Below are 12,573 nucleotides of genomic sequence, written 5' to 3' on the forward strand. Positions count from 1 at the left end.
GGGTGGGGTTGGCAAGGGGGATGGCGCAGACCGGCAGACAATGAACGGTCTTCGTGACACCCTCTCTTGAGTCTCTGTTCATGCGAGAACGCTAAAAGAAAGGGACGCAAGCCACTAGTTGGCGCCATAAATCAGTTGCTGTTGAGATTATAACGTTTCGTGCAGGGAAAAAGTAGACCGACGCCTGAGATGCCGCCGCGATAGCAGCACAGATTGCCGCTCGTGCATTCAACACGTTCGCGCGAGCAGCAGATGCAAATGGGTCGATTTGACGTCCGTCCTTATGCTCGATGATGATACCTCCCGCATGCATCCCATTCCGGTCGATTTCATTGTGGTCAAAGGGTACTTCGGCCTTTGCAGATTGATACCAGAAAAGTGCCGCAAGCATGGCAGTGACAAAGCCCACGCTGTTGAGGATAATTGGAAGGCCAGTATCAAGGAAGAAATCTGTGTCGCTCACGTAAATTGTCCGATGTGCACGGTTATCCAAACACCTATCGCATGAACTTCATTTAGGTACAGTATACATTTTTGGGCGCAGTTGCGTTCATAGCGAAACATTGCACAGCGCCATCATCCCCCGCGTATAACACACGCGTGTCTGTTGCTATACTCAGTAAATTTGTGCAATTCACGGACTCATAGGGGGAACATTGTTTAGGCCGCTTCGCCCCCCCTCACACCTTCACCCACACCCCATTCGCCTTCGACGACGCCACGCAGGCCGTCACGAACGCTACCCCCTTCACACCATCGTCAATGGTCGGATAGATGACCGCCGGGTCGACGGGAGCCCCGGTGCGGGCGGCGTGGATGGCTTTGGCGGCCTCGGTGTAGATCGTCGCAAAGGCTTCGAGATAGCCTTCCGGATGGCCGCCCGGGATGCGGGTGACGCGGGCGGCGGCACTGCCGGCACCGGTCCCGCCGCGGGTGATCAACTGCTTGGGCTCGCCCAGCCGCGTCAGCCACAGATAGTTCGGATCGGCCTGCACCCATTCGAGGCCGGCTTTGGCTCCATAGACGCGCACCTTCAGGCCGTTCTCGTTGCCCGGCGCCACCTGGCTGCACCACAGCAACCCCTTGGCGCCTCCCTTGAAGCGCAGCATGACATGGGCATTGTCGTCGAGCCTGCGGCCTTCGACAAAGGTGTGCACGTCGGCGGCCAGCTCGTCGAGGGTGAGGCCTGAGATGAAGCAGCCGAGATTATAGGCATGGGTGCCGATATCGCCGGTCGAGCCGCCGAGGCCCGATTGCGCCGGATCGGTGCGCCACACCGCCTGCTTGGCGCCGGTCTGCTCGACCGCCTCGGTCAGCCAGTCCTGCGGATATTCCATCTGCACCAGCCGGATCTCGCCGAGCGCACCGCTTTCGACCAGCTCGCGGGCATGGCGCACCATGGGATAGCCGGTGTAATTGTGGGTGAGGATGAACAGCGCCTTGGACTGGTCGGCCACGGCTTTCAGCTTCAGCGCATCCTCGAGCGTCGAGGTCAGCGGCTTGTCGCAGATCACATGGATGCCGCGCTCCAGAAAGGCCTTGGCCGCGGGATAATGCACATGGTTGGGCGTGACGATCGACACCGCCTCGATCCCGTCGGGCCTCGCCGCTTCCTTCTCCGCCATCTCCTCGAAGCTGCCATAGCAGCGGGCCGGATCGAGGCCGAGCTCAAGGCCCGAGGCGACCGACTTTTCCGCCGTCGACGACAGCGCGCCGGCCACCAGGTCGAATTCGCCATCCAGCCGCGCCGCCATGCGATGCACGCCGCCGATAAACGCCCCCGCCCCGCCGCCGACCATGCCGAGACGGATTTTCGGGGCACGCGATTCTGTCTTGCCGGCTTCGATTGCCATGGGTTTTCTCCTTTGAAATCTATCGTTCTACCGAGGGGTTCACCCCTCTCATCCCCGCCCTGCTGCCCCTCATCCGGCTGCCGCCACCTTCTCCCCGCAGGCGGGGCGAAGGAAGCATGCCGTAAGCCTCCCGCCCGCCTTAGCGAAATTCCGCCGCCGGCGTTCTGCGTCCCCTCGCCCCGCTTGCGGGGAGAGGGTTAGGGTGAGGGGCAGATTACAGCCCCAGCATCCGCCGGTTGGCCGCATCGTCGGTGCCGCTGGCGGCAAAGTCGTCGAAGGCTTTTTCGGTGACGCGGATGATGTGGTGCTTGACGAATTCAGCCCCTTCGCGGGCGCCGTCTTCAGGGTGTTTCAGCGCGCATTCCCACTCAACCACGGCCCAGCCGTCGAAATCATTGGCGGCCATCTTGGAGAAGATCGCCCCGAAATCCACCTGACCATCACCGAGCGACCGGAAGCGCCCGGCCCGTCCGACCCAGCCCTGGTAGCCGCCATAGACGCCCTGCCGGCCGGTCGGATTGAACTCCGCGTCCTTGACGTGGAACATCTTGATGCGGTCCTTGTAGATGTCGATATTGTCGAGATAATCCAGGCACTGCAGCACATAATGCGAGGGATCGTAGAGCATGTTGGCGCGGGGATGGTTTTTCACCCGCTCCAGGAACATCTCGAAGGTTACGCCGTCGTGCAGGTCTTCGCCCGGATGGATCTCGTAGCACACGTCGACACCATGTTCCTCGGCATGGTCGAGGATCGGCGTCCAGCGTTTGGCCAGCTCGTCGAAGGCAGCCTCGACCAGGCCGGCCGGGCGCTGCGGCCAGGGATAGATGAAGGGCCAGGCAAGCGCGCCGGAAAAGGTTGCATGGGCGGAAATGCTCATATGCCGCGAGGCGGTGATGGCCATCTTGACCTGCTCGACCGCCCAGGCCTGGCGCGCCTTGGGATTGCCGCGCACTTCGGGCGCCGCAAAACCGTCGAAGGCCTCGTCATAGGCCGGGTGGACGGCGACCAGCTGGCCCTGCAGATGGGTCGACAGCTCGGTGACCTCGACGCCGTTGCCGCGCGCCACGCCTAAGAATTCGTCGCAATAATCCTTCGAGGAGGCCGCCTTTTTCAGGTCGAACAGCTGGCCGGCCCAGGTTGGAACCTGAACGCCGAGATAGCCCTTGTCGGCTGCCCATTTGGTAATGCCGTCCCATGTGTCGAACGGTGCAGTATCGCCGGCGAACTGGCCGAGAAACAGGGCCGGGCCCTTGATGGTCTTCATCGCTTCACATCCTCCCTTGGAACCGTGCCGCTCGTCTGAGGCCGGATCCCTCTTATCTCTAGACTCTTGAGGCGCCAATCCAGCCCCTCGACCTGTAACGTTGCAGGAGCCAGAAGGCTAACCGTCCAAACCTCGTCCGACAAGCCGCGCCGCCGGATTTTTTTAACCGCGAAATAGTGCGGAGAATCCCGCCCGGGTCATCATGTCCCGGGCGGTTCCCACACGACGTGACTTAGAAAGGCGAATCCGGGAAGTAATAGTTCTCGGCATTGTCCTTGGTGATCAGCGTCGCATCCAGAGTATAGGTGCCCGACACCGGAACCTGGTTGAGTACGGCAGCCGCCGTCAGTTCCATGGCGGTACCGACCATGGCCGGCGGATAGAGAACGTCGACGGGAATCATCTTGTCGCCGTCCATGACCTTCTTGATCATGTCCTTGGAACCGGCACCGGCCACGACATACTGGATGTCGGTGCGCTTGGCCTGCTCGATGGCCTGCAGCACGCCGACGGCCATGTCGTCGTCCTGGCACCAGACCACGTCGATCTTCGGGTACTTGGTCAGGTAGTCCTGCATCACCTTGAAGGCGTCGTCGCGGTTCCAGTTGCCGAACTGGCGGTCGAGAACCTTGACGTTGGAACCGGCAATGCCCTTGTCGAACCCGTCCTGGCGCTGCTGGTCGATCGGGATCGGCATGCCGCGGATGATGACGACTTCGGCGTCCGGCGTGGTGTCCTTGATATAGGTGCCGGCCACTTCGCCGAGAGCCGGATTGTTGCCGGCCACGTAAAGATCGCGCACCGAGCTGTCGTTGACGCTCGGGGCCCGGTCGACGATGGTGACGAACGTGCCCTTGGCTTTGACTTCCTTGATCGCGTTGACCAGCGGATCCGGATCGGTCGGCAGGATGACCAGCGCGTCGAGGCCCTGGATGGCCAGGTCCTGGATGGCATTGGCCTGGCTTGCCGCATCCGGCGAGGTCTTGACGATCACGGTAGCGGTCGGATGTTCCTTGCGGATCAGTTCGGCGACGCGCTCGGCGTGGTAGACGACGCCCGCCGTCCAGCCGTGGTCGGCCGCCGGAATGGACACGCCGATGGTCTTGGCCTCCTGCGCCAGTGCCGTGCCGGCCATGGCCGCCGCGACAAAGGCTACTCCTATCAATCGTTTCAGCATTTCTCTCTCCCTAGTGCAATGCCGGGGTCTTTGGTCTTTGAAAGGAGCCGGGCGACCCGAGGACCTGGCTCAATTGATGCGACCGGCTAAGATTTGCGCACCAGGGAACGCTGCACCAGCATCGCGATGATGATGATGGATCCCTGGATGGTGCCGATCAGATATTCGCTGATGAAATTGGACAGCAGCATGATGTTGCCGACCAGCTCGAGGATGAAGGCGCCGCAGATCGTGCCCCAGACGCGGCCTGCCCCGCCCTTCAGCGCCGTGCCGCCGACCACCACCGCGGTGATCGCCTGCAGCTCCCAGAGGATGCCCGTGGTCGCCGAAGTGGAGCCGAGCCGCGGCACATAAAGCAGCACGGCAATGGCCACGCAGAGCCCCTGGATGACGAAGGCTGCGGTGCGCACCTTGTCGACGCTGATGCCGGAATAGCGCGCCACGTCGCGGTTGGAGCCGACGGCCACCACATGCCGGCCGTAGCGGGTGCGATAGAGCACGAAGGCGGCAATCGCCGTGACGGCAAAGATGATGACGATCGGGAACGGAACGCCGGCGACCGTGCCGAAATAGGCCGGACGATAGAGGTCCTGCAGCTGCGGCGATTTCAGCGTGATGGCGCCACCCTGCGACAGCCAGGTGGTCAGGCCGCGATAGATACCCATGGTGCCGAGCGTGGCGATGAACGGCTCGATGCGGCCAACCGTGGTGATCAGGCCGTTGGCCAGGCCACAGGCAGCCCCGATGACGAGCGTCAGCACGACGGCCGCCGCCAGCATCAGGCCACTGTCGACGATCACGCCGGAATTCATGAACAGGATCATCAGGCTGGCGACGAAGGCCACCATCGAGCCGACCGACAGGTCGAGATCGCCCGAGGAAATGACGAAGGTGGCACCGACCGCGATGATGGCGATGAAGGCCGAGCGTGTCGCCACATTGGCCAGATTGGTGATGCCGATGAAATTGGGATTGACCAGCGCGCCCACCAGCAGCAGCAGGGCAAGCGCTGCAAAGGGTGCTACGGCCCTGAGGTCCACATCCCGCCATGTGCGGCGCCTTGTCTCCAAACCTTTCGGCTCGTCATTCATGCTCGTGTCCACACTCAACCTCCCGCCCTCCGCGTCCCTTGCCGGGCTCTCCGGGCCTGTCCTGTATTCTGTTAGCCTTCACGCACCCTCGCCTCAGGCCGCCTGCTTCTGCTTCAGGCCCGCGGCGTAGCGCATGATTTCCTGCTCGTTGATCTCGTCGCCTTCCAGCACGCCGACCATGCGGCCTTCGCGCATCACCGCGACGCGGGTGCACAGGCCGATCACCTCCTGCAATTCCGAGGACACTACGATGATCGACCGGCCTTCGCGCGCCAGGGCCGAGATGAAATGATAGATCTGCTGTTTTGTCCCGACATCGATGCCGCGCGTCGGCTCGTCGATGATGATGATCTGCGGCTCGGTCTCCATGACCTTGGCCAGCAGCAGCTTCTGCTGGTTGCCGCCCGACATGCGCCCCACCACCACCCGGTCGTCGCGCACCCGGATATCGAAACGCCGCTGCGCCCGCACCATCGCCGCCGCCTCGCTTCTGGGCTGGAGATAACCATACCGGCTGTGCTGGGCCAGCGATTGCAGCGTCAGGTTCACCGTCATGCCGGAGCCGAGCAGCAGGCCCTTGGATTTGCGGTCCTTGGTCATATAGGCAAGGCCGGCACCGGTTGCGGCATCGACATTATGGGCCGGCATGGCATTGCCATAGACCACGACCTCGCCCGATGTCCGCGACCGCAGCCCGACGACTGCTTCCATCAGTTCGGTGCGGCCGGACCCCATCAGCCCGGAAAACCCGAACACCTCGCCACGACGCACCTCGAAGCTGGCATCCCGGACATAACCCGTCGACACCGAGCGCACCGACAGCACAACCTCGCCGTCCACATCCGGCTCGTGCTTGGCGGGATAAAGGCTGGACAGCTCGCGACCGACCATCAACTGGGCAATGGATTCGCCATCGAGCACCGAGGTTTGCGCCGTCTTCACCCATTGCCCGTCGCGCAGAACCGTGACGCGGTCGGTCAGCTCCATCACCTCGTCGAGCTTGTGCGACACGAAGACGAAACTGGTACCTTTGTCGCGCAGCTTGCGCACCTGCTGGAACAGCACTCGCGTTTCCTCGCGTGACAAGACCGCGGTCGGCTCGTCCATGAACACGACGCGCGCATCGCGGCTGATCGCCTTGGCGATTTCCACCATCTGCTTGTCGGCAACGGTCAGCGAACTGATCAGCTGGTTCTCGTCGACATGCGAGCCCAGCGTATCCAGCACACGGCGCGTCTCGGCGCGCATGCGCTTGCGGTCGAGCACGCCGAACCGGGTGAGCTCGCGGCCGAGAAACAGGCTTTCCGACACGGTCAGATGGTCGGCAAGATTAAATTCCTGGTGGATGATGACAATGCCCAGCGCCTCGGCGGCACCATTGGCCGGCAGCTTGATCGGCTTGCCGTCGAGAAGGATTTCGCCGGAGGTCGGCTGCTCGAAGCCGGACAGGATCTTGACCAGGGTCGATTTGCCGGCACCGTTTTCGCCCATCAGCGCATGGATCTCGCCGGCACGCAGATCGAAATCGACGCTGAACAACACCTGTACACCACTGAACGACTTGCTGATCCGCTTCGCCCGAAGCACCACCGCACGGTCGTCTATCGTCTCGGAATTCATGCTGGCCTCCCCGCGGCTCCCATCCGCTCGAGAGATGATGTAAACCTTTACATGACCACTGTAAAGGTTTACATAGAGGCATAACGTGGATTTTCCATGTACACGCTTTGACCTTCAAGCCAGTCTGTGTAGTGTCCCGCGCAACGAGACTCCAAGGCAGAACGCAGTGTCGAATTCCTCACCCGCCACCATCGAAGACGTCGCCCGGATCGCCGAGGTTTCGATCGCCACGGTATCGCGGGCCATTCACATGCCGGAGAAAGTGGCCAATTCGACGCGGCTGAAGGTCAACCAGGCCATCGCCATCACCGGCTACACCACCAATGCCATGGCCCGCAGCCTGCGGCTTGGCCGCTCCAACATGATCCTCGTCGTGGCACCCGATATCGGCGACCCCAATTTTTCCAGCATTCTGGTCGGCCTTGAGAACGAGGCGCGCTCCCACGGCTATGGCGTGCTGATCGGCCATACCCAGAACGACGCGCAGCGCGGCCTCGAATATCTGAAATTCTTAAATTCCAACCAGGCTGCCGGCCTCATCCTGTTCACCGGCATCCTGCCCTTCGGCCACCAGACCATGACCGCCCGCCTGCCGCCCTCGGTCGGCGTGTTCGAGCCGGTGTTCAACGGCGGCATTCCCTATGTCGGCGTCGACGATATCGAAGGGGCCCGCAAGGCGGTCGACCTGCTGCTGTCGGAAGGCCACCGTAAGATCGCCTTCATCGGTGACAGCAAGACAAGGCTTGCCTATCACCGCCGGCGGCTCGGCTACGAGGCGGGCTTGGACGCGGCCAACGTGCCCGACAGCCTGCGCATTATCCTCGAAGGCGATGGCACGATCGAGAGCGGCCGGCTGGCCGTCGAGCAACTGTTCATGCGCGACACACTGCCGACCGCCTTCATGTGCGTCAACGACCAGACGGCGATCGGCGTGATGATCGGCCTGTCGGCCCGTGGCTATCACGTGCCGCGCGATTTCTCCGTGACCGGCTTCGACGACGTGCCGCAGGCAAGCTTCATGACCCCGTCGCTCACCACCATCCGCCAGCCCCGCACGGCGATCGGCAAACATGCCATGGCGCTGCTGCTGGAACTGCTCTCCGATGGCAAACCCGCCGAGACCGAAATCCTGCTGCGGCCAGATCTGGTGGTCAGGAATTCGGTCGGGCCGCCGGGGCGGCGGTGAGTCAAAAATGCGGACATAGCCGCGGTCGCAATCGTGCACCTCGGGTATAGCTAAGCAGCCATCCTAAACGTTTCAGCCCTTGCTGAAATGTCAATGATTTTTGCCGTTCGACCTAGCAAGGGCAGATGTGGTGTGTTCTCCTTGCTCAGTGTCACAGCAACTCGCGTTGGTGCTTTTTCACCCAAATCCCTCACGTCAAGAAATTTGGAAACGGCAGCATGAACAGAATTTGCGTGTGGCGACACCAGATCATAAACAGCTATCCGTTCAGATTGCTCGATCATAGCATCAAACTTCCATTCGGCGCTGGCCCCGATAAATGCAGCCTCGCGTGCGACATACGCACCTGGAAACGCAGCCTCAAGTCTTGACCAAAGCTTCTCACGCTGATCCGCTGCATGCTGTTCTGATAACTTTTCCGCCGTAGCATCAACCGCTGCCTTCGAAGCGTTCGCCACAGCAATTGACGCTGCAACTAGTGCCTCTCGCGGCACTTCAAGATCGAAAACCATGTCACTGTCAAATCGGACCCCAAAGCGATCTGCCGCATCTCTGGCGATCCGCGTAAACAATGCGCGCCCGCCCATAAGATCGGCCTCTCGTCGCCCGGCGCCACCGTCTGATATGAAATACCCCCCGGGGCTGTCTTCGAACCTCAGAACGACACGCACTCCACCAGGATAGAGCAGCGGCGTCACGACCATTGCGCTGCCGTTGGTGCTCTTTGAGTACGCCAGGGCGCGTGCAACCTCTTCGGCAATCTGGTTTAGCGATAAAGCGTCGATCATAAAAGCCTCCCACTCCAATCCGGCGGCGGTAACTCACTCAGCCCAGAGATATGGAAATGCTGTTCTATTTCCTTTGCCACATCGCGAAACGACTGGGGTTCCGCCTGAAGCGGTGACGCGTTAGGAAGGTTTGCCGAAGGCTTGAAGGCCTCGTCACCCAACTTTGCATTATCCTCATACAAGTGAATGTGTGAACCGTTAACTTCTGGCGACAGCCGAAATTTTCGCCAATTGACATTTGTATGCGGGGCCGACGGTGCAAAATCGATCCGAGAAATACATACCCAGCGGTCCTGATGCAACACTTCAAACGTAGCCGTAATATCTTCCATTGGCCTCTGCGTCCAAGCCTGTAAACGAATTCGAACGATCTCAATTGAAATATCGTTTTCATCCATAAGTTGGATGAGCAATTCTATCCGTTCGGCCGCCACAGAATAAAACGGCTGTCGTTCAGCAGCCTTTGCCTTCGCCGTATTTTCTCGAACAACCTTTTGTGTTTTCCAAGACGGCCAGGCAAATATGCTTTTTGGCTGCTCAATTAGATGGCGCCACTCCTCAAGTTTTTTGCCACTTTCAATCAAAGCTTGCCCTAGCGGTCCGATGGGTCGCCGCCTTCCCCCAGTAAAAGAATGCGTAGCCTCTAGCCAATAGTCAACACAACAAAAACCGGAGCGCTTCCACGCCCCGGCTACCCATCCTCGTCAAACCGATATCACACGTACCGGTTCACCACATTCTCCAGATATTCCTGGCGGCCTGACTTCGGCTCGGGGTTGATATCCTCGCGTTCCACCGTCTCGGCAATCGCGTCGAGCGAGAGTTCGCCGCGCAGCATCTTCTGCGCCTCCGGGCTGTCCCATTTGGCGTAACGCTCTTTGAGCGGCGTCGACAGGGCGCCGTCCTCAATCATCTTGGCCGCTGCCTTCAGGCCGCGAGCGCAGCAATCCATGCCGCCGATATGGCCGATCAAGAGGTCGGCCGGATCGAGCGACTGGCGGCGCAACTTGGAGTCGAAATTGGTGCCGCCGGTGGTGAAGCCGCCACCCGCCAGAACCTGGTAATAGGCCAGCGCCATTTCCGGCACGTTGTTGGGGAACTGGTCGGTATCCCAGCCGGACTGGTAGTCGTTGCGGTTCATGTCGATCGAGCCGAAAATGCCAAACGCATTGGCCATGGCCAGTTCATGCTCGAAGGAATGGCCGGCGAGGATGGCGTGGCCCTGCTCGATATTGAGCTTCACTTCCTTGTCGAGACCATGCCGCTGCAGGAAGGCGTAAACGGTGGCGACATCGTAGTCATACTGATGCTTAGTCGGCTCCTGCGGCTTCGGTTCGATCAGGATCGTGCCCTTGAAGCCGATCTTGTGCTTGTATTCGACCACCAGGTTGAGGAAGCGGCCCATCTGGTCGAGTTCGCGCGACAGGTCGGTGTTGAGCAGCGTCTCATAGCCTTCGCGACCGCCCCACAGCACGTAATTTTCGCCGCCAAGCTTCATTGTCGCATCGAGGCAGGTCTTCACCGTCGCCGCGGAGAAGGCGAAGACATCCGGATCGGGATTGGTCGAGGCGCCGCTCATGAAGCGGCGGTGGGAAAACAGGTTCGCCGTACCCCACAGCAGCTTGACGCCGGTGGCCGCCTGCTTCTCGGCAAAGTAGTCGACGATCTCGTTGAGGTTCTTCGTGTTTTCCGCAAAATTGCGGCCTTCCGGGCGCACGTCGGCATCGTGGAAGCAGTAGTAGGGCGAGCCGAGCAGCGAGAAGAATTCGAAAGCCACATCGGCCTTCAGCTTGGCCGCCTGCATGCTGTCGTCAAACCACGGCCGCTGGAAGGTCTGGCCGCCGAACGGATCGCCGCCCGGCCAGGTAAACGTATGCCAATAGGCGACCGCAAAGCGCAGGTGGTCTTCCATCCGCTTGCCGGCAACCATTTCGTCGGGATTGTAGTGGCGGAAGGCCAGCGGATTGGTACTATCAGGGCCTTCATACTGGATCTTGGGCGTATCGCCGAAAAAGCCTGTCGTCATGGGGTATCCTCCTGTTGAATGTCTAGCATTTGCAGCCCCTCATCCGCCTTCCGGCACCTTCTCCCCGCAGGCGGGGAGAGGGTGAGGGGCAAATCGTCATGATGGGTTCAGCGCCTTGATCGCCGGATAGACCGAGCGATAGCGCTGGTAGGCTGCCGCGTAATCCGCGCCAAGCCCCGCCACCGGCTCGATCGTCTCCGATGTTGCCGGCGCCGTGCAGACCGAGACGGGGTCGGCACCGGTCGCGGCAATCAGGCCGAGGCGGGCGGCACCGAAGGCGGCGCCGAAATCGCCGTCGGCCGGGATATCGACCGGCATATCGAGAGCGGTCGCGATCGAGGCCAGCCAGTAGCGCGAGCGCGAGCCGCCGCCGATCGCGGTGACCCGGCCGATCGAGGTTCCGGCCGATTTCAGCGCTTCGAGATTGTCGCGAATGGCAAACGACACACCCTCCAGCACCGCCTGGGTCAGCACCGCCCGGTCCGACTCGTGGCCAAGGCCGATAAAGGCGCCGCGGATCTTTGCGTCATTGTGCGGCGTGCGCTCGCCTGAGAGATAGGGCAGGAACGTCACGCTTGACGGCGCTTTCAGCGTGTCGCCGAGTTCGCCGGTCAGGTCGCCGGCCGATTTGCCGGTGACATGGGAATGCCAGTTGAGGGCATCGGTCGCCGACAGGATCACGCCCATCTGGTGCCAGGTATCGGGCAGCGCGTGGCAGAAGGCATGCACGGCGCTTTCCGGCTTCGGCAGATAGGACCCATTGGCGGCAAACAACACGCCCGACGTGCCGAGCGACACAAAGGCCTGGCCGGCGGCGACCGTGCCCATGCCGCAGGCGGAAGCCGCATTGTCCCCTGCCCCGCCGGCAATCACCACACCCGCACCCATGCCCCATTGGGCAGCCAGTTCGGCTTTCAAGAGACCGGCCTGTTCCGTGCCCTCAACGAGCCCCGGCATCTGGCTTTCAGTGAGCCCCGTCGCCTCGAGCAGGACGCTCGACCAGGCGCGCTTGCCGGTGTCGAGCCAGGCCGTGCCGGCCGAATCCGACATGTCGGACAGGTATTCGCCGCTCAGCCAGAAACGCAGGTAGTCTTTGGGCAGCAGCACCTTGGCGACCTTGGCAAAAATCTCCGGCTCATGCTTGGCGACCCAGGCGAGTTTCGGCGCGGTAAAGCCGGGAAAGACGATATTGCCCGTCAGGGCGCGGAAGCGAGGATCGGCGTCGAGTGCGGCGGCCTCCACATGGCTGCGCGTGTCGTTCCACAGGATGCAGGGCCGGAGCACCTCGCCGTCGCTGCCGATCAATGTGGCGCCGTGCATATGGCCGGACAGGCCGATGCCCTTGACGGCCGCAAGCTCGCGTCCATGGCTGGCCTTCAGGCCGGCGATCGCCTCCTGTGTGGCGCGGATCCAGTCGACCGGATATTGCTCCGACCAGCCGGGATGCGGTCGCGACACATCGAGCGCCCCATTGGCCGAACCGATCACTCGCTGATCGCCGTCGATCAACAGCGCCTTGACACCCGAAGTGCCGAGATCCAGTCCCAAATACATCATTCGTCTCC

Annotated in this window: 11 protein-coding genes; 1 reads left to right on the top strand and 10 read right to left on the bottom strand. The window is 61.5% G+C overall.

Annotated elements, in window-relative coordinates; genetic code table 11:
* Positions 1 to 91 precede the first annotated feature (91 nt).
* The 6 genes from HFC70_RS23530 to HFC70_RS23555 form a co-directional block, all read right to left on the bottom strand.
* Positions 92 to 463 carry a hypothetical protein gene (locus tag HFC70_RS23530; protein ID WP_168475744.1) on the bottom strand — a complete coding sequence of 124 codons (372 nt, stop codon included), beginning with the start codon at positions 461 to 463 and terminating at the stop codon, positions 92 to 94.
* 217 nt (positions 464 to 680) lie between these two features.
* Positions 681 to 1,853, bottom strand: a complete 1,173-nt coding sequence (locus tag HFC70_RS23535; protein WP_168475745.1) for a Gfo/Idh/MocA family protein — start codon at positions 1,851 to 1,853, stop codon at positions 681 to 683.
* Between the two features lie 214 nt (positions 1,854 to 2,067).
* Entirely contained in the window at positions 2,068 to 3,120 is a 1,053-nt protein-coding gene (locus HFC70_RS23540; RefSeq protein WP_168475746.1) for a sugar phosphate isomerase/epimerase, read from the bottom strand.
* Between the two features lie 232 nt (positions 3,121 to 3,352).
* Complete coding sequence (locus HFC70_RS23545; RefSeq protein WP_168475747.1) at positions 3,353 to 4,297, bottom strand: substrate-binding domain-containing protein; 945 nt, start codon at positions 4,295 to 4,297, stop codon at positions 3,353 to 3,355.
* 86 nt (positions 4,298 to 4,383) lie between these two features.
* Positions 4,384 to 5,388, bottom strand: a complete 1,005-nt coding sequence (locus HFC70_RS23550) for an ABC transporter permease (RefSeq protein ID WP_168475811.1) — start codon at positions 5,386 to 5,388, stop codon at positions 4,384 to 4,386.
* Positions 5,389 to 5,481: 93 nt separating this feature from the next.
* Positions 5,482 to 7,008, bottom strand: coding sequence for a sugar ABC transporter ATP-binding protein (locus HFC70_RS23555; RefSeq protein ID WP_168475748.1), 1,527 nt, complete (start codon positions 7,006 to 7,008; stop codon positions 5,482 to 5,484).
* A gap of 166 nt (positions 7,009 to 7,174) precedes the next feature.
* Between HFC70_RS23555 and HFC70_RS23560 the strand changes: the two genes are divergently transcribed.
* Positions 7,175 to 8,194, top strand: a complete 1,020-nt coding sequence (locus tag HFC70_RS23560) for a LacI family DNA-binding transcriptional regulator (RefSeq protein ID WP_168475749.1) — start codon at positions 7,175 to 7,177, stop codon at positions 8,192 to 8,194.
* 50 nt (positions 8,195 to 8,244) lie between these two features.
* Here HFC70_RS23560 and HFC70_RS23565 read toward each other — a convergent pair whose 3' ends face one another.
* The 4 genes from HFC70_RS23565 to xylB form a co-directional block, all read right to left on the bottom strand.
* Positions 8,245 to 8,982, bottom strand: a complete 738-nt coding sequence (locus HFC70_RS23565; RefSeq protein WP_168475750.1) for a hypothetical protein — start codon at positions 8,980 to 8,982, stop codon at positions 8,245 to 8,247.
* Positions 8,979 to 9,566, bottom strand: coding sequence for a hypothetical protein (locus HFC70_RS23570; protein WP_168475751.1), 588 nt, complete (start codon positions 9,564 to 9,566; stop codon positions 8,979 to 8,981). The genes HFC70_RS23565 and HFC70_RS23570 overlap by 4 nt, the downstream gene beginning before the upstream one ends.
* Before the next feature lie 131 nt (positions 9,567 to 9,697).
* Positions 9,698 to 11,008: a xylose isomerase gene (xylA, locus tag HFC70_RS23575; protein ID WP_168475752.1), complete on the bottom strand. Its 1,311-nt coding sequence runs from the start codon at positions 11,006 to 11,008 to the stop codon at positions 9,698 to 9,700.
* 96 nt (positions 11,009 to 11,104) lie between these two features.
* Entirely contained in the window at positions 11,105 to 12,562 is a 1,458-nt protein-coding gene (gene xylB, locus HFC70_RS23580; protein WP_168475753.1) for a xylulokinase, read from the bottom strand.
* Positions 12,563 to 12,573 lie beyond the last annotated feature (11 nt).

It is taken from the genome of Agrobacterium sp. a22-2 (genome assembly GCF_012276985.1).
GTDB lineage: Bacteria > Pseudomonadota > Alphaproteobacteria > Rhizobiales > Rhizobiaceae > Allorhizobium.